The sequence below is a fragment of the Streptomyces sp. NPDC045998 genome, from assembly GCF_056430285.1.
Map to the genome: position 1 here is coordinate 371,848 of NZ_JBWKLJ010000002.1, position 26,678 is coordinate 398,525.

The window sequence follows — 26,678 nt, forward strand, 5'->3', positions numbered from 1 at the left end:
GTGTCATGACGATCGGTGTACCCGCGAGCGGCTCGGCGCCCGGTGGGAGCGAGCACGGGGCGTACGCCAGGGCCTTGGTCCGTACACCGGTCGCCGTCTGGGAGGACGACCTCACCGACTGGGCGGCGGCGCTGACGTACTACGCGGTGCTGGCCGTCTTCCCGGCCCTGCTGGTGATGATCTTCTCCATCGCGCTGCTCGGCACGGACTCCCCGGAGGAGGTCGTCGCGCAACTGGCCGCCTTCGTGCCGAAGGCGGCCCGTCCGGTCCTCGCCCAGGCCCTGAGCAGCCCGCAGGAGGGCTCGTCGGTCCGCTGGCTGCTGCTCGTGGTCACCGCCGGGGCCGCGCTGTGGTCCGCCTCCAGCTACCTGGCCGTCTTCCGGCGGGCACTGCACGCGATGTACGGCGTTCCCGACTGCCGCCCGGCGTGGCGGACGTTCCCCGCCATCCTGCTCAGGGCGTTGACCGTGCTCGCCCTGCTGGTCAGCGGGGTGCTGACGCTCACGGCCGCCGAGCGGGTCGCCCGGGCCATCGGCCGGGGCACGGGCACGGACCATCAGGCCGCCCTCGTCTGGGCGGGCTTGAAATGGCCGCTGCTGTTCACGGTGGCCGTCGCCCTGGTCCTGCTCCTCTTCCGGTCCGGGCCGCCGGAGACCCGCGGTGTGCGGCAGACGCTGCCCGGCGGAACACTGGCGGTGCTGCTCTGGCTGCTGGCGTCGGCGGGCTTCGCCTTCTACGCGTCGCACATCGCGACGTACAACCGTCTCTACGGCTCCCTGGCGGGTGTGGTGGCGTTCCTGGTGTGGCTGTGGGTCTCCCATGTCGTGCTGCTGGCGGGCGCGCAGTTCAACGCCGAACTGGCGCGGGACGGGCGACCGGAGCGGCCCGACCCCTGCTCCTCGCCGACCTGAGGCCGTCGCGCCGCCGGCCTCGTCGGCACCCACCGTCGACGCGTCACGGTGTCACGGCGTGGCGGAGCAGGTGAAGCCGTCGGCGGAGTCGGGGCTGCCGGTGCCGGTGTACCGCGGCCAGGACGGGTGGGCGCACAGCGGCCGGGTCCGGCCGTTCGCCGCGGGGTTGGCGTCACTGACGACCGGCCGCAGGGGAGCGGTGTCCTTCTCCACCCACGTCTCCAGGGCGGTCAGTGAGTCCCAGCTCGCCGCGAAGGACGCGTCGACGTTGACGTGGTTGGCGCCGGGGACGAGGTAGAGCCGGGCGAAGGCGTCGGTGGCGCGCTCGCCCATGTGCTTCCGTACGCGCTGGAAGTAGTCGACCGTGGAGCGGTGGCTGACGAGTTCGTCGGCCGTGCCGTGCACCATCAGCAGCTTGCCGCCGGCCTCGGCGAACCGGCGCAGGTCGGGGTTGTTGACGTCCTGCAGCGCCGACAGCTCGCTGATGCGCCGCTGCCAGGCGCCGGGGCGGCGCGGGTCCAGGCTCAGGGAGTCGTACGCGGGATCGCGGGTGACGAAGTAGCGCACCCACTGGTCCCAGAACTGCACGCTGTAGCCGCTGGTCTTGGGCATCGGGTGGCCCGGGGGCTCGGTGCCCATGCCCAGCAGGGGCGTGGACATGTCGGCACCCGAGAGGAAGGGGAAACCGGGATAGCCCTTCTCCCCACTGGCGAGACGGTACGGCCAGCGCAGTGGCGCGGACAGGTCCCGTACGCCGCGGATCTGGGCGTCGGACAGGCAGGTGTCCGATGTGTCCCGGCCGTGCGGGCAGCGCAGTGTGCGCGGGTTGAAGTGGCAGCCGCGTTCATGGGAGACGACGCCGTCGCGCAGGCCGTCGTCGCCGTCGCAGGCCGCGAGGACACCGCGGTGGAGCAGGCGCTGCTCGGCCGGGTCGAGGAAGGCCCCGGGGCGGGAGAAGACCTGCGCCGTGTAGCCGAAGAAGAGGTCGAGGCTCGCTGCGTTCCAGGCGGGGTAGGCGGCGATGACGCCGTCGAAGTCCGTGGGCCAGCGCTGGGCCACGGCGAGCGCCTCCCGGCCGCCGCTCGATCCCCCGGCGAAGAAGCTGTGCGCCGGAGCGCCGCGCCGGTAGTGCGCGCGCAGGATGAAGCGTGCCGTGTCGCTGGTCTTCTTCAGGGCGTCGCCCGCGAAGTTGCGTACCGCTTCGTCGTTGAGGCCGAAGGACCCGTCGAGCGAGGGCGTCGGCTTGAAGCCGGGTGCGGCCTGATGCCCCGAGTCGCCGGCGAAGACGGCGTAGCCGCGGCTCAGCGGCCGGGGCTGGTCGGTGGGGCCGAACGGCACGTTGCCCGTGACGTCGGGGATGGTCCCGTCGTAGCCCCCGCCGCCGAACATCATCGCTTTCCCGTTCCAGTGCTCTGGCAGGGCCACCCGCAGGGTGATGTCGGGCGCCTGCGGGTCCACGGGGTGGATGGCGGCGTCCACCCGGCAGTAGGCACCGGTCGCGGCCGTGCCGCCGCCGGCCGCCGGGACCGGTCGCGCGGCGGTCACCTCGCCGCCCGTGGTGGGCAGGCCGATCGCGGAGGCGGGAATCCGCAGGCCGAGCAGGTCACCGCACGCGGCGGGGGCGCCCGGGGTGGACGCGGCAGGCGGGCTGGCGCCGCTGACCAGGGTGAGCGCGAGGCCCGAAGCGGCGATGATCTTCTTCATGGTCGGTCTCCCTGCGTGCGCCGAGGGGGGGAAGCGGGCGCACAGGCTATGGAGCCCGTCCCCCTGGGCACCATGGCCTCGGCACACACTCCTGCCGCTCGCGCGGTGTGGAACAGGACACGACCTAGGACTTGCTGACTCTCAGCAGCCGGAGGGCGACCTGGATCTCCAGCAGCCTCTCCGGCTCCCGCCAGCCGTCACCGAGGAGCCGGCTGACGCGGGCGAGGCGTTGCGCGACGGTGTTGACGTGGACGTGCAGCATGCCTGCGGTGTTCCTGGCGTGTTGGCCGCTGCGGCAGTACGCGTCGAGCGTGCGCACCAGCTCCGAGCGGTGGCCGCGGTCGTATGCGATCACCGGGCCGATGACGGAGTCGATGAAGGAGGCGACGGCCGGCCGGCCGCTGAACAGGGCGCCGACGAAGCCGAGACCGCGGGTGTCCGCGATCTCCCCGGTCCTGCCCAGGGCGAGCAGCGCCCGCAGGCACTCGTCCGCCTCCCGGTAGGCCGCGGGGAGGCCGGCGGTGTCCCCGGCGCGAGCGGTGCCGGCGGTGACGGGGCGTCGGCACGTCCGCGTCAGCTCGCGGGCTGCGGCGCGCGCCACCTCCAGGGGGTCGTCGCCGGGCAGCAGCAGGATCACGGTGTCGCGCCGGAGCGTCGCCAGTCCGCGGCGGCGCCGGGCGAAGGCCGCGGTGGAGGCGTAGACCCGCTCCCGCGGTTCGTCGTCCAGCCGGGCCACCACCACGATCCGGCAGGCGTCGAGGTCGACGTCGATCAGGGCCGCGCGGTGCCGGAGGAGGTCGTGGTCCTTGGGGTGCGCCGCCAGCAGGTCGGCCAGCAGCTCGCCGCGCACCCGTGCCTCCGCCTCGGCCATGCGTCTGCGGGTGACGAGCACGAGCGAGGCGACCAGCGCGGCCCGCTCCAGGATGCGGCGGTCGATCGTGCCGATCTCCGTCGCCGTCCCGGCGAGGACGATGGTGCCCAGGGGCTCGGACTCGGTGATCAGGGGGACGGCGCACCGGGCGCCCCGGACCACCGTGCCTCCGGCCTGCCAGGCGTCCGCGCCGATGGCCCGCAGCTCGTCCACCGGTATCGACGCCGGGCCGCGGGACCGGGCCGCGATGTCGCCGTCCTCGTCGAGGACGACGACCGTCCCGGACAGCGAGGTCGCGGTCGCCTGCGCCACCTCGTCCACCCCCTTGCCCTGGATGACCAGGCGCGTCAGGCGTTCGTGGACGTCGGCGGTGCGCTCCAGGTCGGCCATGTGGGCGCTGATCGTGTCGTTGGCGATCCGCAGCTCGTCGACGGCCGCCTGGGCGGCGCTCAGCAGACGGGCGTTCTCGATGGCCACCGCCGCGTGCGAACCGAGCATCATCAGCACGCTGATGTCGCGGCTGCCGAACCCCCGGCGGCTCCGGTGCGCGGCGAGCAGCACCCCGATCACCTCCTGGTTGAGCTTCACCGGCACGCCCAGCAGCGACTCGATCCGCTCGGCCGCGACCGTACGGTCGATCTCGGCGGTATGGGCGAAGGAGTCGTCGGAGAGGTACGAGGTGACGGCGTACGGCTCGCCGGTCCGCGCGACGATGCCGCCGACTCCGCTGCCGACCGGCAGCCGGAGCTCGCGCAGCCGGCCGGAGATGTTGCCCGCCGCCGCCTTGATGTAGCTGTCCCCCCTGCCGCGGTCGCTGAGGCTGATGTAGGCGAGGTCGCATTCCAGCAGGCGCCGTGCGCGATCGGAGATGGCCTGGAGGATGGAGTCGAGGTCGCGCAGCGAGGCCAGGTCGTTGGCGGTGTCGTTGAGGAGCTGGAGCTCCGCCTCGTTGCGGCGGTGCCGCAGCTGCCGCTCGCGCAGCCGCAGCGCGAGCGCGCGCTCCTCCTCCAGCTCCGCGAGCCGGCCGGCCGGTTCCCCGGCGGCCCGGGCCGCCGCCAGCACGTGGTCGAACGCGCTGATGTCGGCTTCCCCCAGCAGCAGTTCCAGGAACACGCCGCCGTGCGTCCGTGCCATGGCTCCTCCGTCGGACACGCCCGTCACGCCCCCGGGCCGCAGCGGGGTGTGCCGGACCCGCTGGGGATTATCACCGCTCCGCCGCCCGTCGGACCCCTGCCGGACCGTGCTGCGAGGCAGCGAGGTTGTGGCGGATTCCGGCCTCCAGGCGCCGTGCGACGTCCTCGCCCCGCCCCTCCGGCCAGGGCAGCAGCCCCGCTCCCGAGGCGCGGCCCCCGTGGCCGGCGCGGAGGAGCTCGTCGAGGACGGGGAAGTCGCCCGTCCGTGCCGACAGGTGGGGGCTGAGGCTCCCGAGGATGGACCGGGTCAGCTCCAGCCCGATGAAGTCGGCGTTCTCCATGGGGCCCACGGCAGGCCAGCGCAGGGCGAGGCTCGACCGCATGACGGTGTCGATGGTCACCGCGTCGCACACGCCCTGTTCCAGGAGGTGCAACGCCTCGCGCACGAGCGCGAACTGCAGCCGGTTCCCGACGAATCCGGGGACGTCCCGCTGGAGGCGTACCGTCGTCTTGCCCAGCCCGTTCAGCACCTCGCACGCCTCCTCCACGAACCGGTGGTCCGTCTCCGCACCCGGCGCGACCTCGACCAGCGGGATGACGTACGGCGGGTTCCACCAGTGCACTCCGACGAGCCGCCGCGGGTGCCGCAGCCCCTTGGCCACCTCCGTGAGCGGCAGGACCGAGGTGTTGGACCATATCGGCGTCACGTCGCCGACCCGCTCCTCCAGCGCGGCCAGCACCTGGTGCTTCACCTCCAGACGCTCGGGGACGGCTTCCACCACGATGTCCGAGCTCCGCGCGAGCTCCGTGAGCGTCGCGGCCGCGGTGATCCGCTCCGCCACCGTCGCACGCTCTTCCACCGCCGTGCCGCAGCGCCGGAGCGCCTGCCCGACCCGCTCACCCAGACCGGCCAGCGTCGCGGGATCCGCGTCGTGGACGGCCACACCGAAGCCCGCGCGGGCCAGAGCGACGGCGATCCCGTGCCCCATCAGGCCACCGCCGACGATGCCGAACCGGATCATTTCCCATCCTCCCGAAGCCGGATATGTGCGCAGCACGCTCGCAGCGCGCCTTCGGCTCCGTAATGGTCACGATGGACACATACGCGGCGGAACGATGTGCACCGCTCCCATCAAGCCGCCGAGTGACGCGGTTCTACGGTGCTCCCCATCCACACCCCACATCCCCGTCGACGACCGCCGGGCGGCGAGCCGCAGTCCGCTCCCGGCGCACCGTACGACGGGCAAGGAGGCACCCATGTCGTTCCACCCCGTCCGGCGGACGCTGACCGCCGCGCTCGCGGCCGTACTGACCACCGGTCTGCTGGGGCTGGCGTCCCAGACGTCCACGGCGGCCCCGCGTACCGAGGCCGCCGTGGCCGCCGGGCACGACCCGGTGATCATGATCCCCGGGATGACCGGCCAGCCGTCCAGCATGGACACCATGAAGTCGAACCTCCAGGCCCACGGCTGGCCGGCCGGAAGGCTGTTCACCTGGACCGACAGCAGCCGGATGACGCAGGACCTGGCCAAGGCCGCCCAGGAGCTCTCGGTCAAGGTCGACCAGGTCCGCAGCCAGACCGGCGCCTCCAGGGTCGTCCTGGCCACCTGGTCGGCCTCCACCCTGGCGGCCCGGTACTACATCAAGAACCTCGGCGGCGCCGACAAGGTCTCCCAGTACATCGGCTTCGCCGGACCGCAGCACGGCACCACCAACAACGGCTGCCAGTGGTACGTCTCCTGCCAGCAGTTCGCGTCCCCCAACACACCGTTCCTGAAGGCGCTCAACTCGCCGACGGAGGTCCCCTTCAGCGACAAGGTCGACTACCTCACGATCCGGTCGACCGCCGACTACAACGCCGTACCGACCAACACCGCCATGCTCGCCGGCGCCGACGAGAACTACCTGATGAGCGGCCCGATGGCACCCAGCCACTTCACGATCATCACCAACAGCACGGCCCTGGCGAAGATGCGCTCCTTCATCACCGCGCACGAAACAACCTGACGCTTGCCACCGTCACCGTCACCGTCACCCACGCACGCCACCGCGATCCCGACCGGGCCGCGGTGGCGTGCGCGCCGGCATGGCACGGCGTACCGGGCCGCCGCTCGGGGTCCGGTCAGGACGCGTCCCAGGTGACCGGCAGCCGGTGTACGCCGTAGATGTTCATGTCGGTGCGCAGCGGTACTTCCTCGGCCGGCACGTCGAGCCGCAGGGTGGGGAACCGCCTCAGCAGCGAGGGCAGGGCCACCGTCAGTTCGACGCGGGCCAGTTGCTGGCCCAGGCACTGGTGGATGCCGTGTCCGAAGCCCAGGTGCCCCGTGGCCGCGCGGCGCAGGTCGAGGACGTCGGGGTCGGGGAACCGCTCCGGGTCGCGGTTGGCGGCCTGGAGGGAGAGGGTGATGCTCTCGCCGGCCGCTATCGTGACGCCGTCCAGCTCGACGTCCTCCAGCGCGGACTTCATGGTGGTGTGGGCGACCGTCAGGTAGCGCATCAGCTCTTCGACGGCCTTCGGGGCGAGATCGGGGTCGCCGCGCAGGGCTTCGGCCTGGGCCGGGTTGGTGAGCAGGGCGAACGTGCCGTGCGCGATCATGTTGGCGGTGGTGTCGAGCCCGGCGGCGAGGAGGAAGCCCCCGATGCCGACCAGCTCCTCGTCGGTGAGGTCGGAGTCCTTCGCCAGGTCGCCGAGCAGGTCGTCGGCGGGCGCGGCGCGCTTGGCGGCCACCAACTCGGCCATGTACTCCTGGAGTCCGACGAACGCGGCGTACCGTTCCTCGGGCGTCACGTCCTGGGTCATGAGCGTGTGGGCGTGCCGCTGGAAGCGCTCCCGGTCGGCGTAGGGCACACCGAGGAGCTCGCAGATCATCAGCGCCGGGATGGGCTGGGCGTACATCTCGACCAGGTCGAGGCCCGGCCCCCGGCGCTCCATCGCGTCCAGCTGCTCGGCGGTGATCTCCTCCACCCGTTCGGTGAGCAGGCGCATCCGGCGGACGGTGAACTTGCCCGTCAGCAGCCGTCGGAAGCGGGTGTGCTCGGGGGCGTCCATGCCCGTCATGTCGCCGACCGGGGCAGGCTGCAGAGGGCCCTCCGGACCACCGGGGAAGGGGTAGTGCAGCAGCTCGTACCGCGAGCTGAAGCGTGGGTCGCCCATGATCGCGCGGACCGTGGAGTACCCGGTGGCGAGCCAGCCGACGTGTCCGTCGGGGTAGGTCATCCGGGCCAGGGGCCGTTCCTCGCGCACCTTCGCGAGACCGGCGGGCGGGTCGAACGGGCAGCCGGTGGCGCGCTGCGTGGCTAAGGTGACGGGCTCGGCGGCGTCCGTGGCGACGGGGCGGGCCGACGGTTCGTGCTGCATGGTGTCCTCCATGACGGTGACGGTGTGACGGTGTGACGGTGCGTGGAGTGGAGTGGTACGCACCGCTCGGCGGTACGACCCGGAGGCGCACCGCGCTGAGGGGTTGCTCTTGCGGGAGGTCAGGCGCGGCGGATGACGATGTCGCCGATGCCGGTGCGGGCATGGATCTCGACGGTCTCCTCGGCGGCGTCGGGCCCTTCGGCGGCGCCGAGCTCGTTGCGGACCGTGCCGAGCTTGCAGCCGACGTCCAGCCAGGCCGCCGTGGACTCGCGGATGCCGACCTCCACGTCGCCGACGGCGGTGTGCAGGTCGATCACGCCGCGCGCCACCTGCCGCACGCTGATCGTGCCGTTGGCCGACTTGGCCTCGACCGAGGCGTGCGCGGTGCCCACCGTGATGCGGCCGTTGGAGGAATTGACCTTCAACTCGCCGGTGATCTCTTCGATCTCGGTCTCGCCGTTGCCGTTCCTGATGGTCGCCGCACCCACGATCTCGCCGAAGTCGACCCGGCCGGCCCCGCGGACGTCGGCATCGCCCACCACCCGGTCGACGCGGATGTGGCCGTGCTCGGTCCGCAGGTTCACGGTGGACGCCTCGTCGAGCCGGATGTCGCCGAGCGAGGTCTTGATGCGGCACTCGCCGAGCGGTCCCTCACCGGTGTAGTCGCCCATGGGGGAGGTGGCGCGGAGGTGCGAGCCGGCGGGGAGCTCGATGATGACGTCGATCGAGCCGCTCCTGCCGAACAGGGAGCGCTTCTTGGGCCCCTTCAGGGTGAGGGTGCCGTCGGCGTACGCGACCTTCGTCTGCTGCGCGGCCCGTACGTCGGCGTCGTCGGCGCCGTTGCTCGGCAGCACCTCGACGACCGTGTCCCCGCGCTTGCCCGCGGTGAGCCGCACCTCGCCGACTTCGAACTCGAGGACCGCCGTGATGGGCCCGGCGGTGTCGTAAGAAGGCATGGCTGGTCCGTCCTCTTGACTCTGGAAGGTGTGTGCGCAGGTGGCGCGGGAGGAGTGACGTGCGAAGCGGGGGACTCCGGCTAGCGGACCCAGCCCCGGTAGCTCTGGCCGTGACGCGGCGCACGGGCGGCCGGCCGGTCCGGCCCGCCGCCCGGTTCGAGGGCGAGGGCCACGGCCCGTACGAGCCAGGCGTTGACGGACAGGCCCTCCCGGCCGGCCGCCTCCTCGACCCGTGCCTTCAGCGGCGCCGGGAGCCGGAAGTTGATCCGGGCCGTGCCCGCCCCTTCCTCGGTGTCCGCCGGGGAGGGCGCCACTGGTGCCACCGGTGGCGCCATGGCAGGTGCTTCTTCGCCGTGGGGCCCGGCGGTGGGCGGTGCGGTCACCACGAACTCGGGATCCAGCCCCCGCAAGCGGACGTCGACCGAGCCCGGTGCCAGCTCCCGCGTGATCTCGTCCGAGGCGGCGGAGAGCGCGTTGAGCAGCGTCAGCCGGGCGGCCGACTCCAGGGGCGCGGTGAGCCGCTCGGCCAGGGCGCGGGCCTCGTCCCCGCCGGCGTTCGCGGCGACCGCGAGCTCACGGCGGAGGTGGTCGACGTAGGGGGTCAGGTCCATGGGAACCATAGTGGCACCACTATGGCGCCATGGGAAGCGATTTTGGCGCCACACGGAGGAGTGTGGCGCCAAAGCGGCGCCACGGTGGCGCATTCCGCTCGGCGAACCCTTGAGTAGTTGAATATGATTATCATCTGCTACGGTCCGGTTCTGTACGTCACCCGGTCCGACGGAGAGGGAAAAGCCCCCGTGCACACCCGTAAGCCCCTGCCCCTCCTCTCCGTGGCGGTCGGTTCCGCCCTGCTCCTGACCGGCTGCTTCGCACCCGGCGCCGCACCCGGCGGCCCCACGGACGGGGACAAGCGCCTCCGCGTGGTGATGATGCAACCGCCGCGCTCCGGGCTCTCGCCGCTCAGCGACGACGCCTTCAAGCTGTCGCGGTGGAGCACCGCCGAGACCCTGGTGACCCTCGACGCCAACGGCGACCCGCGCCCCGCCCTCGCCGCCGCGTGGCGGCGGGCGGGCGACCGGGCCTGGTCCTTCACCGTCCGCCCCGGTGTGACCTTCCACGACGGCAGCCCCCTCACCGCCGAGGACGTGGTGCGCTCGCTCACCAAGGCCTCCCAGGCCGCGCCGAAGCCGCGCATCCTCGACGGCGTCGACCTGACCGTCACCGCCGAGGGCGACACCGTCACGGTCACCACCGCCGTGGCGGACCCGCTGCTCCCGCAGCGGCTCTCCTCACCGCAGCTGTCGATCCTCGCGGCCACGGCGTACCGGGGCAGGACGGTCGACCCGGTCGGCGCCGGCACCGGCGCGTTCGTCCTGAAGCGCGTGAACGGCACCAGCTCCGCCACCCTGGAGCGCAACGACGCCTACTGGGGCGGCAGGCCCAAGGCGGCGGGCATCGACGTGCGGTTCGTACCGGACGGCACGGCGCGCGCCGCCGCGCTGCGCAGCGGCGAGGCCGACATCGTCGAATCCGTGCCGGTCTCGCAGGCGGCCCTGCTCGACGAGAACCAGATCACCGAGGTGCCCATGCCGCGCACCAACACGCTGTACCTCAACACCCGCCGGGGTGCCTTCACCGACCCCGCGCTGCGTGCCGCAGCCCGTACGGCGATCGACGCCGGGTCTCTGGTCGACGGCGTGTACGAGGGCCGCGCGGACGCCGCCGAGGGCCTGCTCGGCCCCGCCATCCCCTGGGCGAAGGAGCGCGCCGGCCGCACCCGCCCCGCCACGCCGGCGAACCCGGCGGGCAGGACCATCACCCTCGGCACCTTCACCGACCGCGCCGAGCTCCCCGAGGTGGCCGCCGCGCTCCAGCAGCAGCTCCAGAAGGCCGGTTTCACGGTGAAGCTGGAGATACGCGAGTACGCCGCCATCGAATCCGACGCCCTCGCCGGGAAGTTCGACGCCTTCGTCCTGTCCCGGGCCACCGTCCTCGACTCCGGCGACCCCGCCGCGTACCTCTACAGCGACTTCGCCAGCGACGGCTCCTTCAACCTCTCCCAGCTCGCCGACCCGAGCGTCGACAAGGCGCTGGAGAAGGCGGCGAAGGCACCCGCCGGCGCCGCGCGCCGCACCGCCATCCTGGCCGCCGAGACCGCGATCCTGAACACCGACGCGGCGATCCCGATGCTCCACGAGCGGGTCGTCCAGGGCGACGCCCCGCACGTCGTGGACTCGGCGAAGGACCCGCGCGAGCGCCTGCTGGTCACCGCCGCCACGCACGTCAAGTGAGGGGCGGCGTGAAGACCGCCCTCGCCCGCGCAACCGCGCTCGCCGCCGTCCTCGCCGCCCTCGGGCTGCTGCCCTGGCTGTCCGGCCGGGACGCGGCCCTCAGCGTGCTGCGCGCCCGCTCCGCCGAACAGGAGCCGACCGCGGAGGCGTTGGCCGCCATCCGCGACGACCTGGGCCTCGGCTCGGGGCCACTGACCCTGCTCGGGCGCTGGGCGGGCGGACTGCTCCGCGGCGACCTCGGCACCTCGTGGGTCTCCGGCACCGAGGTGCTGCCGTCGGTCGCCTCCGGACTCGGCGTGTCGCTGGGGCTGATGGGCGCGTCGCTGGCCGTGGCGCTGCTGGCCGCCGCCGCGCTCTGCACGGGAACCGTGGTACGCGGAGCGCGACGCGGCTCCGGCACCCGTTCCGGCACCGGGGGAGCGGCCGCGGCGATGCTCGCCTCCGTGCCCGAGTTCCTGCTGGCGACGGTCGGCCTGATCGTCCTCGGCGTCTGGCTGCGCCTGCTGCCGACGTCCGGCTGGCAGGGCCCGTCGTCCATGGTGCTGCCCGCGCTCGCCATGGGACTCCCCGCCGGCGGCCTGCTCGGCCGGCTCGTGGACGACGCCCTGCCCGCCGTGTTCGGCGAGCGCTGGGTCGAGCTGTGGCGGGCGTCGGGCGTCTCCCCGTGGCGCCTGGCGTGCGCGGCGCTGCGCCGGGCCGTGCCCGCCCTCGCTCCGCAGGTCGGCCTGGTCGCGGTCGGGCTCACCGGTGGCGCGGTCACCGTGGAGACCGTCTTCGCGGTGCCCGGCATCGGCCGCACCGCCTTCGGCGCCGCCAAGGCCCAGGACCTGCCGCTCCTCCAGGGCGCCGTCCTGGCCCTGCTCCTGCTCGGCCTCGCGGCGGGCGCCCTCGCCCATCTCGTACGCGTACGGCTCCTCGGGCCCGGCCTGCGCGACGCCGCCCTCGCCCTGCCCGCCCCGCCGCGGGCCCCGGCGGGCCGGGCCGCGCGGGCCGTACCCGTGGTCCTCGCGGGGATCCTGCTGGCGGTCGTCGGATGGGGCCTCACGCGCGACCCGTACGCCGTCGACGTCACGGCGCGGCTCCTCGCCCCCTCCCGGGCGCATCCGCTCGGCACCGACGGGCTCGGCCGGGACGTGCTCGCCCGGCTCGGGCACGGCGCGACGGCGACCGTCGGCGTGGCCCTCGCGGTGTGCCTGCTCAGCTACCTCTTCGCCGTCGCCATCGGCTTCCTGCCGTCCCTCTCCGCCGGGGTGGCCGACATCGCCAACGCCCTGCCGCCCGTCATCGTCGGCATCCTCGTCGCCGCGGCCCTCGGCCCCGGTACGGCCGGCGCCTCCGCCGCCGTCGCGCTGATCTCCTGGCCACCGCTGGCCGCGCACGCCTCCGCCCTCGTCGAGGAGGTCCGGGCGGCCGGATACCTCACCGCCCAGAAGGCCATCGGCGCCACGCCGCGCTGGATCCTCACCCGGCACGTCCTGCCCGCCGTGGCCGGGCCCGTGGCCCGCCACGCGGTGCTGCGCCTGCCGGGGATCGCGCTGGCCCTCGCCTCACTCGGCTTCCTCGGCCTCGGCGCCCAGGCGCCCGCCCCCGAATGGGGGCTGCTCCTCGACGAGTCGCGGGCGTACGTCGAGCGGGCCCCCTGGGCGGCCCTCGTCCCGGCGGGCGCCCTGGCCCTGCTGGCCGGCTTCGCGGTGTCGCTCTCCTCGCTCTCCTCCGCCACCGGCTCCTCCGCCACCGGCTCCTCCGCCACCGGCTCCTTCGCCACCGGCTCGTCCACGACCTCGGCCGGGCGACGCGCGGAGGTGGCGGCATGACCGGCCGGCCCGTGCTGCTCTCCGTGCGCGACCTGCGCGTGGAGTTCCCCGCCCTGGCCGCCGTCCGCGGGGTGTCCTTCGACGTGCGGGAGGGCGAAGTCCTCGCCCTGGTCGGCGAGTCGGGGGCCGGCAAGTCCCTCACCGCCCGCACCCTGCTCGGCATGGCACCGCACCCGGCGCGGACCACCGGCAGCGTCCGGCTGCGCGACCGGGAGCTGCTCGGCGCGCCGCGGTCGCTGTACGCCGGACTCCGGGGCCGGCACATCGCCCTCGTACCGCAGGACGCGCTCGCGGCGCTCAGCCCCGTCCACACCGTCGGCGACCAGCTGGCCGCCGCCGTGCGCTCGGTGCGCGGGCTCGACCGGAAGCGGGCGCGGGCCGCGGCGGTCGCCGCCCTGGACCGGGTGGGCATCCCGGACGCGGCCCGGCGGGCGAAGGCGTACCCGCACGAGTTCTCCGGCGGGATGCGCCAGCGAGCCGTCATCGCCATGGCGATGATCAACGAACCGGAGCTCGTCGTCGCCGACGAGCCGACCACCGCACTCGACCCCGCCGTACGGGAACGGGTCCTCGGTGTCCTGGCGTCGCTGCGCGAGGCGACCGGCGCGGCGATGGTGCTAGTCACGCACGACCTCTCCGTGGTCGCCGCGCACGCCGACCGCGTCCTGGTGATGTACGCCGGACGGCCCGTCGAGTCCGGCCCGGTCGAGCGGGTGCTCACGCGACCGCGCGCCCCCTACACCGCCGGACTGATCGCCTCCCTGCCCCCCGACGAACCGGTCGCGGACCGCCGGCTCCCCTCCATCGGCGGCGCCCCGCCCACACCGCTGGAGCTCGCGCGGCTCACCGGGTGCGCCTTCGCCCCGCGCTGCCCGTCGGCGGCGGGGCACGAGCGGTGCCGTACGCACGCACCGGAGCCGGTCGCCGTCGACGGGGCCGGGCACCTCGTCTCCTGTCACCAAGGGACGGACCTGCCGGACGTGTCGGGGAGCGGTGCCGCGTGAGCGCCTTGCTGTCGGTACGGGACCTGACGGTCCGGCATCCCGGGCGTACGCGGCGTTCCGCGCCGGTGCTCGCGGTCGACCGGGTCTCCTTCGACGTGGCCGCCGGGGAGACCCTGGCGCTGATCGGAGCCTCGGGGTCCGGCAAGTCCAGCACGGCGGCCGCGGTCCTCATGCTGCGCCGGCCCGACGGCGGCGAGGTGTGGTTCGACGGGCGCGAACTGACCGCCCTGGACGAGTCCGCCCTGCGGCCCCTGCGCCCCGCGTTCCAGCCGGTGTTCCAGGACCCGTACGGCTCGCTGAGCCCACGCCTGCGCGTGCGGGACGCGGTGGCCGAACCGCTGCGCGTGCAGGGGCGGTGGGAGGCCGGGACCGGCCCGCGCCGGGTGGCCGAACTGCTGGAGACCGTGGGCATCGCCCCCCGGCTCGGCGACCGGCTGCCGCACGAGCTGTCCGGCGGCCAGTGCCAACGCGTCGGCATCGCCCGCGCCTTGGCGAGCGAGCCGCGCCTGCTCGTGCTCGACGAGCCGCTGTCTGCGCTCGACCCGTCCGTACAGGCGGGGATCCTGAACCTCCTCACCGACCTCCAGGACCGGCTGGGGCTGGCGTACCTCCTCATCAGCCACGACCTGGCCGTCGTGCGCCACTGCGCCCACCGGGTGGCGGTCCTGCACGACGGCCGGATCATCGAGACGGTGCCCGCGCCCGCCCTGTACGAGCCGGCCGGCCTCCACCCGCACACACGGGAGCTGCTCGCGGCGACCGGCGTGCGCCGCCTCTCCCCGGGACCACGACCATGACACCGCCACCATCACCACCATCCCCGCCGCCGGCGCCGTCGGTCTGGGCCCTCGGCCCGCTGCGGGCCGAGCCCGGCACCAAGGCCCGTGGCCTCGTACCGGCGGACCTCGCCGCGGTGACCGCGGACATCCCCGTGACCCTGGTCAACGGCGCGCGCCCCGGGCCCCGCGTGGTGATCACGGCGGGCATGCACGGCGGCGAGTTCACCGGGATCGACGCGGCCGCCCGCCTCGCGACGCTGCTCGCGCCGGAGGAGGTGACCGGCCAGGTCCTCGTCTGCCCGGTCGCCAATCCGCCGGCCGCGTACCACGGACGCCTCGGCGTCTCCCCGCTCGACGGCGTGAACATCAACCGCGTCTTCCCCGGAGACGCGCGGGGCGGCCCCACCGAGCGGCTGGCGGCCTGGCACACCACGCACCTGATCACCGGGGCGGACGTGTACGTCGACCTGCACTCCGGCGGCATCGACGAGACCCTGCGCGACTTCGTCGGCCACCGGCTCACCGGCGAGCCGGCCCTCGACGCCAGGACCCGCGCGCTGGCCCACGCCCTCGGGATCGAGGACGTGATCCTCGGCCGGGACGCGAGCGGCGGCAACAGCCACGCGGCCGCCGCCCGCCGGGGCGTCGCGGCCGTCCTCGTCGAGACCGGCCGGCTCGGCGAGCGCGACCCGGCCACCGCGCACCGCCTGGTCGACGGCCTGTACGGGCTGCTGCGCGCGGCGGGTGCGCTGGACGGGCCGGCACCGACGAGGACGGCGCCCGTACGGGAATGGGTCTGGGCCGGAGCGGTCACCGCACCCGCCACCGGGCTGTGGTACCCGGCCTTCACCGCCGGCGACGACGTCACGGTGGGCCAGGTCATCGGCCGGGTCGCCGACCCGGCCGACGGCCGCGGCAGCGACGTCGCCGCCCCGGCGACCGGCCGCGTCTTCTACGGCATGCACGGCCTGACCGTCGCCGCCGGAGCCGAACTCGCGGCGATCGCGCGCCCGTTGCCGTAACCGGCGTGCCTCCGTACGCCTCGGGTGCCACAAAGGCCGACACGCGCCCTTCTGTTCCCACCCGCCCTCTCGTAACGTCGTCGCCGTTTGAAGTGGTCGTGGCCAACGAGAGGGTGCTCATGCGTAGACGCCTGCTGTCGTTCGTCCTCGCCGTGGTGGCCGGCGCCGCCGTCCTCACGGCGCCGGGCACCGCCCCCGCCACCGCCGCGCCGCCCGGCCCGCCCGACGTGTACCGGCCGGTGCGGGGGCCGTCCGCGCCGGCGGAGTACAGGTACCAGCAGAAGACCCTGCCCGGGCAGGCGATGCCGCGCCACGCCCACGACCTCGCCGCCCAGCAGGCACGGAAACTGCCCGCGGTCGGCGGGCGCTGGAAGGCCGTCGGGCCCACCGACATCGGCGGCCGGATCGTCTCGCTCGCGCTCGACCCCACCCGCGCCGACACCGTGTACGCGGCCGCCGCCAGCGGCGGACTGTGGCGCTCCACCGACGCCGGGGGCAGCTTCCACTCCGTGTGGCCCGACGGCTGGACGCAGGCGATGGGCGCGGTCGCCACCGCCCCCGACGGCACCCTCTACGTCGGCACCGGCGAGCCCAACCCCGGTGGCGGGAGCATCACCTACGAGGGCACGGGGCTGTACCGCTCCACCGACGGCGGGGCGCACTGGCGCCCCATCGGCCTGCGCGACTCGGGCGCGATCAGCGCCATCACCGTCGATCCCGCCAACCCGCGGCGCGTCTACGTGGCCGCGGCCGGCTCCCTCTACAACGGCGGCGGCGACCGCGGCGTCTACCGCTCCGACGACGCGGGCGAGACCTGGCAGCGCATCCTCGCCGGGGAGAACGACTTCACCGGCGCCACCGAGATCGCCGTCGACGGCGACCGGCTCTACGCCGTGATGTGGGACCACCGCCGCCGCCCCGACCTGCGCACCTACGGCGGCGTGGGCTCGGGCGTCTTCCGCTCCACCGACGGCGGCCGGAGCTGGCAGCGCCTGGGCGGCGGCCTGCCCGCGCGCGGCCCCGACGTGGGGCGCATCGGCCTCGCCGTCGCGGGCGACCGCCTCTACGCGCTCGTCAACAAGTCCGGCGGCCCCTTCGAGGGCTTCTACGTCTCCGACGACGGAGGCGACACCTGGAACCGCGCGCCGGACAACCAGGCGCTCGCCGCCTCGCAGTCCAGCTTCGGCTGGTGGTTCGGCAAGGTGTGGGCCGACCCGCGCGACGCCGACCACGTCCACGTGGCCGGGGTCGCGCTGATGACGACGAAGGACGGCGGCGCCACCTGGACCGGCGACGACACCAGCATCCACGTCGACCACCACGCCATGGTGTGGGACCCGCGCCGGCCCGGCCGCGTCTACCTGGGCAACGACGGCGGGGTCTACCGCTCCGACCGCGACGGCGACGGCGGCTGGGTCAAGGCTCGCCACGAGCCGTACACCCAGCTGTACAGCGCCGCCATCACCCCGCAGGACGTCACCCGGATCTCCGGCGGCGCCCAGGACAACGGCTCGCTGCGCTCCTGGGGCGGGGACGGCGACGGCTTCAACGAGTACCTCGGCGGCGACGGCGAGGAGAACCTCATCAACCCCACCGACCGCGACAACGTCTTCGCCTGCTACCAGTACGGCAACTGCTTCCGCTCCACCGACGGCGGCGACACCCTCACGTACTTCGCCGACAAGACCGCCTTCAAGCGGCGCAACTGGTTCACGCCCGTCGTCTTCGACCCGCGCGACCCGCGGATCCTGTACTACGGCTCCGAGGTCGTCAACCGCTCCACCGACGGCGGCGTGACCTGGCATCCCATCAGCCCCGACCTGTCCGGCGGTCCCGGCGCCGACCCCGCCTACCCCAACTACGGCACCATCACCTCCCTCGCCCCGGCGGCCGACGGGCGCACCGTGTACGCGGGCACCGACGACGGCCGCGTCTGGGTCACCAGGGACCTCGGCGCGACCTGGACCAAGCTCGCCGAGGGACGGCCGTGGGTGACCCGCGTGGTCGTCGACCCGGCCGACCCCGACCGCGTCTGGACCACCCACTCCGGCTACCGCGCGGGCTCCCCGCTGCCGCACGTGTACGCCAGCACCGACGGCGGCCGCCACTGGCGGGACCTGTCCGGGAACCTCCCGGCCGCGCCCGTCAACGACCTGGTCGTCGCCCGCGGCGGCATCCTCTACATCGGCACCGACCAGGGCGTGTTCACCAGCCCCTCCGGCCGGGGCCACTGGCTGCGCCTCGGGCGCGGCATGCCCCAGGTCCCGGTCGACGACATCGAGTACGACGCCCGCCACCACCGGCTCGTCGCCGCCACCTTCGGCAGGGGCTTCTACGAACTGACCACGCCCTGACCGGTGCCTGATCACCCGTACGAGGGGCCGCTCGCGGTTCGCCGCCCCCGCCGTGCGCCCGCCACCGCAGAATCCCCCCATGAGGAGCGGTGCGCGGGCGCGCTGGGACGGGGTCATCTTCGGCGTACTGGCGGTCGGGGGCGTGGCCGGAGCGCTGTGGATCACCTTCCGCTTCGAGCTGCGGCCGGCCGAGACGGCGGTGTCGCTGCTGCCGTCGCTGGCCGGTCTCTACCTGTCGTGGGCCGCCTTCCGCGCCGAGCGGACGGAGGCGGCCGTCACTCCCCGCCCCGCCGACATCGCCGACCAACTCGCCGTGGCCGTACGCAGCCAGTGGGACGCCGAGGTGCGCGTACGCCGCCTGAACGACCCCTATCCGCTCGCGGTGTCGTGGCGGGCCGCCGACCCGGACCTGGGCGAGGCGTGGCCCGACCTCCTCGCGATGGCGGAGGCCGGTGACGCGGGGGAGACCCGCACGGCCGCCGACCTGGCCGGGGCCGGCGCCGAGATCATCGACGTCTTCCTCCACCGGCTGCCCACGCGGCGGCTCCTCGTCCTCGGGGAGCCCGGCACCGGCAAGACCATGCTGCTGATCCGCCTGCTGCTGGCCCTGATCGCCCGGCGCGCCGAGGGCGGGCCCGTCCCGGTGCTGTTCCCCCTCGCCTCCTGGAACCCGGCCCGGCAGCCGCTGGAGGAGTGGATGGCCGAGCGCCTCGCGCGGGACTACACGGGGCTCGGCGACTCCCAGCTCGGCCACGCCCGGGCCCTGTTGGAGCACCGGCTCATCCTGCCGGTCCTCGACGGCTTCGACGAGATCCCGGCGCCCTTCCGGAGCATGGCACTGGACATGGTCAACGCCGCGCTGCCGCTCGGGCAGCCGCTCGTCGTCTCCAGCCGCGTCACCGAGTACCGCGCCGCGCTCGCCCCGGCGTCCGGGGTCCCGGTCCGCCTCGCGGGCGCGGCCGCCGTCGAGCTGCGGCCGCTGGACGACGCCGACATCGCCGCCTATCTGCGTCGGGACGCCGGAGGGCGGGGCACGGCGGCGGCCGACCGCTGGGAGCCGGTGATCCGCCGCCTCGGCACCGACGCGCCGGTGGCCCGGGTGCTGCGCACGCCCCTGACGCTGTTCCTGGCGCGCACCGTCTACAACCCCCGCCCCGGCGAGCACTCGGCGGTGCTGCCCGCCCCGGCGGAGCTGTGCGACCCGGACCGGTTCCCCGACCGCGCCGCCCTGGAGCGCCACCTCTTCGACGCCTTCGTGCCCGCCGCCTACCGCCCGCACCCCCGCCACCCCTGCCGCTGGACACCCGAGCAGGCCGAGCGCGCGCTGCGCTTCCTGGCGCGGCACCTCGACGCCGCCCGCGGCGGCACGACCGACCTCGCCTGGTGGCGGCTGCCCCGGCTGCTGCCGCCCCGGCTCGCACAGGCGGCGACCGGCGTGGTGCTCGGCACCGCCGCGTGGTTCGCCGCCACCGTGATCGGCAGGCTGGTCGCGCTGGTCGCCGGGCTGGACAGCGGCTGGCTGACCGGGCCGCCCGCGGCGATCGTCGGCGGGCTGGCCGGCGGGGTGGCCGGCGGCCTCGGCTGCGGCATCGCCGCCGGACTCACCACGGGCGTCGCCGAGGGCGTCACCCTGGCGCTCGCCACCGGCGCCCCGGGGTGGCTGCTGACCACCACCGCCAACGGCTTCGCCTACGGGTTCGCGGGCGGCGTCGTCGGCGCCCTGACCAGCCGGCTCGTCGCGCCGCGCCCGGCCGGGCGGCGGAGCTGGACGTGGGACTGGCGCGGGTGCGCCGTGGGCCTCGCCGCCGGCGGCGTCCTCTGGTTCTCCTTCCGCCCCACCTTCGGCCCCTCGGCGGCGCTCCTCGGCGCCCTGGCGAACGCCGCCGTCTACGGCCTGGCGGGCGGCGCGGTCGGCGCCGTCGCCGGTGACCTGTCGGCGCGCCGCCCGAGGCCCATCCCCACCATCCGCACGCAGTGGACCTGGTTCTGGCCCGGCTTCACCATCGGGCTGGCCAGCGGCTCCACGATCGGGCTCACCCACTGGGCCGTGCTGCGGATCCAGTCCGCTCCCTCGGGGGTGCCCACGTACTCCTTCGGCATCATGCTCGCGTTCATGACCGCGTACGGACTCGCCGTCGGTCTCGTCCACGGCCTGAAGGGGAAACCGGCCGACCTCGCCACGGCGGTCGGCCCGGCGGAGCTGCTGGCCCAGGACCGCCGGGTGTGCCGCCGGCAGTGGCTGATGGTCGGCTCGGCGATCGGCTGCGCCTTCCTCGTCTGCTACGCCATCGGATACGCCCTGGACGGCGGGCCGTTCTACGGCCTGACGCGGGGCCTTTCCGACGGCGGCAAGGTGACGATGACCCCCGCCCACGTCCTCTGCCGCGCCCTGGCCTACGGCACGGCGGTCGGCCTCGGCGCCGCCCTCAGCCACAGCGCCTGGTGGCGCTACACCCTCGCCCGCCACTACCTGGCGCTGCGCGGCCACACCCCCCGGGACCTGACCGCCTTCCTCGTGGACGCGCACGAGCGGCGCGGTGTGCTGCGCCAGGCGGGGGCCGTCCACCAGTTCCGCCACATCGAGCTGCAGCACCGTCTCGCCGCCGGGGCGGACGGTGCCGGGGCGGACGACGCGGGGGCGGACGGCACCTCCGGGGCCCGCTCGGGCGTTCCGGGACCGCGGGGCCGCGGCGGTTACGCCGCATGGCGGGCCCGCGTCTGCCGTACCACCTAATAAACCGACAAACCGACATTTCCGGCGGCGTTTTCGGCAACACCTACGGATCGGGCCTTTCCCCCACCGAAACCGAGGTGACACCTGATGCTCCACCGACACACCACAGCCGCGTGCACCGCCGTCCTCGTCGCGGCCGGCGCGCTTGTGCTGACCGGGCTGCCCGCCGCGGTCGCGACCGAAACGCCCCCGCCACCCGCCGGACCCTCCTCCACGGTGCAGTCGGCCGCCGCGACGCTCGGCGCCGACAGACCCTCACCCGAAGTGCTGCGCGCCCTCCAGCGCGACCTCGGTCTCACCAGGGACCAGGCCGCGAAGCGCCTCGTCAACGAGGCCGAGGCCGGCGCCATCGCGGGCCGTCTGCGCGCCGCGCTCGGGACCCGCTTCGCGGGCGCCTGGGTCCGCGGCACCACCTCCGCCATCGTCACGGTCGCCACCACCGACGCCGCCGACGTCCCCACCATCAAGGCCGGCGGTGCCGAGGCCGAGGTCGTACGGTACGGGCTCGCCGAGCTCGAAGCCGCCAAGGCCAAGCTGGACCAGGCCGCCACGACCACCAAGACGATCGACGCGCCCGTCTGGTACGTCGACGTACGGACCAACACCGTGACGCTGGAGGCCGCCGAACCGGCCGCGGCGGAGGCGCTCCTCACCGCCACCGGCCTGGACCGCGCCCTGGTGCGCGTACGGACGACGGCCGAGCGGCCGCAGCCGCTGGCGCACGACCTGCGCGGCGGCGACGCGTACTACATCGGCGCCGCCCGCTGTTCCATCGGCTTCTCCGTCATGTCCGGTACGCAGCCCGGCTTCGCCACCGCCGGGCACTGCGGCAAGGAGGGGAACGAGACCCTGGGGCACAACAAGGTGGCCCAGGGAGCCTTCAAGGCCTCCAAGTTCCCCGAGAGCGACATGGCCTGGGTGGCCACCAACGCCGAGTGGGCCGCGACCGCGTACGTCAAGGGCGAGGCCGAGAAGAACGTCGAGGTGACGGGCTCCACCGAGGCCCTCGTCGGCGCGTCGATCTGCCGCTCGGGCTCCACCACCGGCTGGCACTGCGGCACCGTCGAGCAGCACAACACCAGTGTCACCTACCCCCAGGGCACCGTCACCGGCATGACCCGCACCACCGTCTGCGCCGAGCCCGGCGACTCGGGCGGCGCGTACGTCTCCGGCAGCCAGGCCCAGGGCGTGACCTCCGGCGGCTCCGGGAACTGCACCTCGGGCGGCACCACCTACCACCAGCCCCTCAACCCCATCCTCCAGACGTACGGGCTGGCGCTGAAGACGACCGCCAGCCAGCCGGGCGAGGCCGGCAAGGCGGGCGGCACCTGGGCCGCCGGCAAGGTGTACGTGCCCGGCGACCAGGTCACGTACGACGGCCTCACCTACCGCTGCATCCAGTCCCACCAGGCGCAGCCGGGCTGGCACCCCGCGGCGGCCCCGGTGGTGTGGCAGCGCGCCTGACCACGGGAGCCTTCGGCGGCCCTCTTCAGTGGCCCTCCTCGGCGGTCCTCCTCACCGGTACCGGTCCTCCTTGAGGAGGTCCGCGCACTTCTCGCCGATCGCCATCGTCGTGACGCACGGGTTGACCGTCACCAGGTCCGGCATGACCGAGCCGTCCGCGACCCGCAGCCCCGCCACGCCCTTCACCCTCAACCGGGCGTCGAGCGGGGCCAGCGGGTCGTCCGCCGCGCCCATCCGCACGGTGCAGGCGGGGTGGTAGACGGTGTTGTGGGTGGTGCGGATGTAGTCGAGCAGCTCGTCGTCGCGGCGGACGTCCGGGCCCGGCGCCAGCTCGGCGCCCGCCCACCCCGCCAGCGCCGGCTGGGCGGCGATGCGGCGCGCGAGCCGCAGCCCGTACGTCATCACCCGTACGTCGTGCTCGTGCGTGAAGTAGCGGGGGTCGACCCGCGGCTTGTCCCGGAAGTCGCGGGTCCGCAGCCGCACGGTGCCCCGGGAGCGGGCCCGGGTCACATTGGGCGTGAGGCAGAAGGCGTTCTCGGAGGTCGGGTAGCCGTGCCGGACGGTGTGGAGGTCGAAGGGCACCGAACCGTAGTGGAACATCAGGTCCGGCCGGTCCAGACCCGGTTGCGTGTCGTAGAAGATTCCCGCCTCCCACCACTGCGTGGACGTGGCGGGCATCGGCTGCTTCGCCTCCCACATGATCACGCCCTCCGGGTGGTCCTGCAGGTTCGCCCCCACCCCCGGCGCGTCGACCAGCACGTCCACGCCCACCTCCCGCAGGTGCTCCGCCGGGCCGATGCCCGACAGCATCAGCAGCTTCGGCGAGTCGATGGCGCCGCACGAGACGACGACCTCGCGCCGGGCCCGCACGGTACGGGTATGGACCAGATCGGGGTCCAGGCAGGCGACGCCGACGCAGCGGTGGCCCTCGAACACCAGCTTCCTGGCCCGCACCCCGGTGCGTACCTCCAGGTTGGGCCGCTTGCCCATCACCGGGTGCAGATACGCCACCGACGACGACTGGCGGATGTTGTTCTCGTCGGCGTTGATCTGGAACCAGCCCGCGCCCCGCACCACCGTCCGCCCCGTGTTGAACGGCGTCGTCGGGATGCCCGCCTGCGCGCACGCCGCCAGCAGCGCCGTGCCGCACGGGTCGCCGCCCTTGAGGGTGCGCAGCCGCACCGGGCCCGTACGGCCGTGGTGGTCGCCGGGCGCGTCGTTGTTCTCCAGGCGCCGGTAGAGCGGGAACAGGTCGGCCGCGCCCCAGCCCCGGCAGCCCGCCGCCGCCCAGTCGTCCAGGTCCTCCGCCGGGGCCCAGAAGGCGATGCACGAGTTGTGCGAGGAGCAGCCGCCGAGCACCCGGGCGCGGGCGTGGCGCAGGAAGCCGTTGCCGCGCTCCTGCGGTTCGACGGGGTAGTCCCAGTCGTAGCCCGACTCCAGCAGGCCCATCCAGCGCTCCAGGCGCAGGACGTCGTCGTCGCCGACGTCGCTCGGGCCCGCCTCCAGGACGCACACCGTGACGGCCGGGTCCTCGCTGAGCCGGGCGGCGACGACGTTGCCCGCCGTACCGCCGCCGACGACGACGTAGTCGAACTCCTGGACGGTCATGAGCGGGTGACCTCCTTCGTGGCCGGGACGGGCGCGGGAGCCGCGGCGTGCTCCGCCAGGACGCCCGTACGGTGCCGCTGGACGAACCAGTAGTAGGCGATGCCGCCCGCCGCGATGGCCCCGACGAACAGCACGGCGCCCCACCGCAGGTACCAGTGGTACGGGGCCGTCGCGTTGTAGACGGCGGCGCGCGGCCAGATCAGGTTGAGGGTCATCGCCGCGCCCCACAGCACCGCCAGGACGTTCACCGGCAGGCCCCAGCGGCCGAGCGAGAACCTCCCCTCGGCCGGCTGCCACCGGCCGCGCAGCCGCGCCAACAGCATGGGCCCCGTCACCAGCAGATAGGCCACGTAGATCATGACGATGCCGATGCCGGTGACCACCGTGAAGATCTGCGGCTGGCGGATGTTGACGAGCAGGATCGCCAGCGCCAGCACCCCGATGAGCACGGTCGGCAGCACCGGCGTACCGAACCGCGGGCTCACCTTCGCCAGCCGCGCCGACGCCGGGAGGTTGGTGTCGCGGGCCATCGCGAAGGCGAGCCGGACCGCCGCCGTGTGCACGGCCAGCGCGCACACCGTGACGGCGACGAGCACGCACCACAGCATCGCCTTGCCGGCCGTCGGCCCGAGCACGTCCAGCACCACGTACTGCAGCCCCTCCGTCGACAGCCTGTCGCCCCGCAGGCTCCGGACGCTCATCAGCGCCAGCAGCAGCACCAGGCCGCCCAGCACGAAGGAGGCGACGATCGCCCGGACGACGGCCCGGGGCGCGTTGCGCGACGGGTCGAGCGACTCCTCGCCCAGCGACGCGGCCGTGTCGAAGCCGTACATGACGTACGCGGAGGCGAGCGAGGCGACGAGGAACGCGCCGAGGTAGCCGAAGGGCTGCCCCGCCCCGGTCCCCGCCGTCTCGGTCACGACCTGCGGGCCGCGGACGACGTTGACCGCGAGCAGCGCGATCAGCACCACCGTGGCGATCAGTTCGAGGAAGACGCCCGCCGTGTTGATCCGTGCCATCAGCTTCACGCCGAACGCGTTGACGAGGGTGGTGAAGAGGATGAGGACGGCGGCGAGCAGGACCGCGTTGGCCGCCACATCGTACGTCCCCGTCCCGTCGCCCACGAACTGGAACGCCGACGAGATGCGCGGCAGCGTCAGCTGGTAGGCGAGCGCCACGGCCGCGATCGACACGATGGAGGCGATCAGCATCATCCACCCGGCGAGCCAGCCGATGTGCGGATTGCCCAGCCGCTTGGCCCAGTTGTAGACGGAACCGGCCACCGGATGGCGGGCCGCGAGCTCCGCGAAGCACAGCGCCACCGTGAACTGGCCCGCGAACACCATCGGCCAGGACCACCAGTAGGCGGGCCCGCCGCTCGCGTAGCCGAAGTAGAAGAGCTGGAAGGTGCCGGTGAGGATGGAGATGTACGAGATGCCGGCGGCGAACGTGTGGAAGCCGCCGAGCGTGCGCTTGAGCTCCGGACGGTAGCCGAACTCGGCGAGTGCGGCGTCGTCGTCCGCCCCGCCGGTGAGGGCGTCAGGCATCGGATCCTCCCGTCCTGTCGAGCAGCCAGGTGTGGAAGAGGGAGATGTGGTGCTCGCTCGGCACGAGGACGCCGCCGGCCCGGTAGGCGCGCGATGCCATCGCCGGCTGGGTGCGCTCGCACGCCTCGAAGTCCTGGAGGTTCACCCGGTGGAACAGCTCCACCGACGTGGACACGTCCGCGCCGGAGGCCACGACCTCGGGCGCGTACAGCCAGTCGCACTCCACCACCGTGCGGTCCTCGGCCAGCGGGAACATCCGGTGCAGGATCACATGGTCCGGGACCAGGTTGACGAAGACCGTCGGCTTCACGGTGATGGCGTAGTACCGCCGGTCCTGGTCCGGGGCGACCCCGGACAGCTTGCCGAACCCCTCGCTGCCGTCGACCGTGAAGCCCTTGACGTGCTCGCCGAAGGCGGCGCCGTGGCCGACGTAGTACTGGGCCGCGTACCCCTCCGCGAACTCCGGGAGCACGTCGACGAGTTCCGGGTGGATCGTCGCGCAGTGGTAGCACTCCATGAAGTTCTCGACGAGCAGTTTCCAGTTCGCCTTCACGTCGTACGTGATGCGGCGGCCGAGCGCGAGCTCCTCGGTGCGGTAGCGCGCGAGGGAGGCGGCGTCGCCCAGCCGCTCCACCGCCGCCCCCATCACGGTCTCCTCGAAGGACGGCGCCTCGTCGGCCAGGCACACCCAGGCGTAGCCCAGCCACTCGCGCAGGTGCACGGCCACCAGGCCGTACGCGACCCGGTCGACGTCCGGCATCCTCGCCAGGTTCGGCGCGGCCACCAGCCGGCCGTCCAGGTCGTACGTCCAGGCGTGGTACGGGCACTGGAGGTTCCGGCGCACCTCGCCGGACTCCTCCAGGCAGAGGCGCGCGCCCCGGTGGCGGCAGATGTTCAGGAAGGCGCGCAGCCCGCCCGCCCGGTCGCGGAGGACGAGCACGCTCTCGCGGCCGACCTGGACGGTGCGGAAGGCACCCGGCTTGTCGAGGTCCGCGCCGCGCACCGCGCAGAACCACATGGCTTCGAAGATCCGCTCCTGCTCCCGGCGGAAGACGTCGGGGTCGGTGTAGGCGGCGCCGGGGAGCGTGGCGATCAGGCTCGGGGGCGGGGGTGTTGCCGTCACGG

General features: G+C 74.1%; 19 protein-coding genes. 10 read left to right on the forward strand and 9 right to left on the reverse strand.

Annotation, left to right across the window (positions count from 1 at the left end; translation table 11 throughout):
* The first annotated feature begins 5 nt into the window (after window positions 1-5).
* Complete coding sequence (locus tag AC07FJ_RS06655) at window positions 6-911, forward strand: YihY/virulence factor BrkB family protein (RefSeq protein WP_479045993.1); 906 nt, start codon at window positions 6-8, stop codon at window positions 909-911.
* Between the two features lie 51 nt (window positions 912-962).
* Here the strand turns inward: AC07FJ_RS06655 and AC07FJ_RS06660 are convergent, their stop codons facing one another.
* The 3 genes from AC07FJ_RS06660 to AC07FJ_RS06670 form a co-directional block, all read right to left on the reverse strand.
* Entirely contained in the window at window positions 963-2,615 is a 1,653-nt protein-coding gene (locus tag AC07FJ_RS06660; RefSeq protein WP_479045995.1) for a tannase/feruloyl esterase family alpha/beta hydrolase, read from the reverse strand.
* 124 nt (window positions 2,616-2,739) lie between these two features.
* Window positions 2,740-4,620: a helix-turn-helix domain-containing protein gene (locus AC07FJ_RS06665; RefSeq protein ID WP_479045997.1), complete on the reverse strand. Its 1,881-nt coding sequence runs from the start codon at window positions 4,618-4,620 to the stop codon at window positions 2,740-2,742.
* A 70-nt stretch (window positions 4,621-4,690) separates the two neighbouring features.
* The gene (locus AC07FJ_RS06670; protein ID WP_479046000.1) at window positions 4,691-5,641 is read right to left on the reverse strand and encodes a 3-hydroxyacyl-CoA dehydrogenase family protein; all 951 of its coding nucleotides are present in this window, start codon (window positions 5,639-5,641) and stop codon (window positions 4,691-4,693) included.
* A gap of 235 nt (window positions 5,642-5,876) precedes the next feature.
* Here AC07FJ_RS06670 and AC07FJ_RS06675 point away from each other — a divergent pair, with 235 nt between their 5' ends.
* Window positions 5,877-6,626, forward strand: a complete 750-nt coding sequence (locus tag AC07FJ_RS06675) for an esterase/lipase family protein (protein ID WP_479046002.1) — start codon at window positions 5,877-5,879, stop codon at window positions 6,624-6,626.
* 115 nt (window positions 6,627-6,741) lie between these two features.
* Here the strand turns inward: AC07FJ_RS06675 and AC07FJ_RS06680 are convergent, their stop codons facing one another.
* The 3 genes from AC07FJ_RS06680 to AC07FJ_RS06690 all read right to left on the reverse strand — a co-directional run bounded on the left by AC07FJ_RS06680 (window position 6,742) and on the right by AC07FJ_RS06690 (window position 9,544).
* Window positions 6,742-7,977, reverse strand: a complete 1,236-nt coding sequence (locus tag AC07FJ_RS06680; RefSeq protein WP_479046922.1) for a cytochrome P450 — start codon at window positions 7,975-7,977, stop codon at window positions 6,742-6,744.
* Window positions 7,978-8,096: 119 nt separating this feature from the next.
* Window positions 8,097-8,933, reverse strand: coding sequence for a DUF4097 family beta strand repeat-containing protein (locus AC07FJ_RS06685; protein WP_479046004.1), 837 nt, complete (start codon window positions 8,931-8,933; stop codon window positions 8,097-8,099).
* 80 nt (window positions 8,934-9,013) lie between these two features.
* On the reverse strand, window positions 9,014-9,544 hold the full coding sequence (locus AC07FJ_RS06690; protein WP_479046006.1) for a hypothetical protein: 531 nt from the start codon (window positions 9,542-9,544) through the stop codon (window positions 9,014-9,016).
* Between the two features lie 123 nt (window positions 9,545-9,667).
* Here AC07FJ_RS06690 and AC07FJ_RS06695 point away from each other — a divergent pair, with 123 nt between their 5' ends.
* The 8 genes from AC07FJ_RS06695 to AC07FJ_RS06730 all read left to right on the forward strand — a co-directional run bounded on the left by AC07FJ_RS06695 (window position 9,668) and on the right by AC07FJ_RS06730 (window position 22,398).
* Window positions 9,668-11,227, forward strand: coding sequence for an ABC transporter substrate-binding protein (locus AC07FJ_RS06695; RefSeq protein WP_479046008.1), 1,560 nt, complete (start codon window positions 9,668-9,670; stop codon window positions 11,225-11,227).
* A gap of 8 nt (window positions 11,228-11,235) precedes the next feature.
* Window positions 11,236-13,041 carry an ABC transporter permease subunit gene (locus AC07FJ_RS06700; protein ID WP_479046010.1) on the forward strand — a complete coding sequence of 602 codons (1,806 nt, stop codon included), beginning with the start codon at window positions 11,236-11,238 and terminating at the stop codon, window positions 13,039-13,041.
* Window positions 13,038-14,045, forward strand: coding sequence for an ABC transporter ATP-binding protein (locus AC07FJ_RS06705; RefSeq protein WP_479046012.1), 1,008 nt, complete (start codon window positions 13,038-13,040; stop codon window positions 14,043-14,045). The genes AC07FJ_RS06700 and AC07FJ_RS06705 overlap by 4 nt, the downstream gene beginning before the upstream one ends.
* Window positions 14,042-14,842: an ATP-binding cassette domain-containing protein gene (locus tag AC07FJ_RS06710; protein WP_479046014.1), complete on the forward strand. Its 801-nt coding sequence runs from the start codon at window positions 14,042-14,044 to the stop codon at window positions 14,840-14,842. Before AC07FJ_RS06705 ends, AC07FJ_RS06710 begins: the two co-directional genes overlap by 4 nt.
* Window positions 14,839-15,846, forward strand: a complete 1,008-nt coding sequence (locus AC07FJ_RS06715) for a M14 family metallopeptidase (RefSeq protein WP_479046017.1) — start codon at window positions 14,839-14,841, stop codon at window positions 15,844-15,846. The genes AC07FJ_RS06710 and AC07FJ_RS06715 overlap by 4 nt, the downstream gene beginning before the upstream one ends.
* 119 nt (window positions 15,847-15,965) lie before the next feature.
* Window positions 15,966-18,200: a WD40/YVTN/BNR-like repeat-containing protein gene (locus AC07FJ_RS06720; RefSeq protein WP_479046019.1), complete on the forward strand. Its 2,235-nt coding sequence runs from the start codon at window positions 15,966-15,968 to the stop codon at window positions 18,198-18,200.
* A 79-nt stretch (window positions 18,201-18,279) separates the two neighbouring features.
* Window positions 18,280-20,934, forward strand: coding sequence for an NACHT domain-containing protein (locus AC07FJ_RS06725; protein ID WP_479046020.1), 2,655 nt, complete (start codon window positions 18,280-18,282; stop codon window positions 20,932-20,934).
* Between the two features lie 87 nt (window positions 20,935-21,021).
* A complete protein-coding gene (locus tag AC07FJ_RS06730) occupies window positions 21,022-22,398 on the forward strand; it encodes an alpha-lytic protease prodomain-containing protein (protein ID WP_479046023.1) in 1,377 nt (458 codons plus the stop codon).
* Between the two features lie 51 nt (window positions 22,399-22,449).
* Here the strand turns inward: AC07FJ_RS06730 and AC07FJ_RS06735 are convergent, their stop codons facing one another.
* Genes AC07FJ_RS06735 through AC07FJ_RS06745 form a run of 3 tightly spaced genes read right to left on the reverse strand, consistent with a single transcriptional unit; the run spans window position 22,450 to window position 26,676 of the window.
* Complete coding sequence (locus AC07FJ_RS06735; protein WP_479046025.1) at window positions 22,450-24,006, reverse strand: GMC family oxidoreductase; 1,557 nt, start codon at window positions 24,004-24,006, stop codon at window positions 22,450-22,452.
* Window positions 24,003-25,553, reverse strand: a complete 1,551-nt coding sequence (locus AC07FJ_RS06740; protein ID WP_479046026.1) for an APC family permease — start codon at window positions 25,551-25,553, stop codon at window positions 24,003-24,005. Before AC07FJ_RS06740 ends, AC07FJ_RS06735 begins: the two co-directional genes overlap by 4 nt.
* On the reverse strand, window positions 25,546-26,676 hold the full coding sequence (locus AC07FJ_RS06745; protein ID WP_479046029.1) for an aromatic ring-hydroxylating oxygenase subunit alpha: 1,131 nt from the start codon (window positions 26,674-26,676) through the stop codon (window positions 25,546-25,548). The genes AC07FJ_RS06740 and AC07FJ_RS06745 overlap by 8 nt, the downstream gene beginning before the upstream one ends.
* Between the last annotated feature and the right edge of the window lie 2 nt (window positions 26,677-26,678).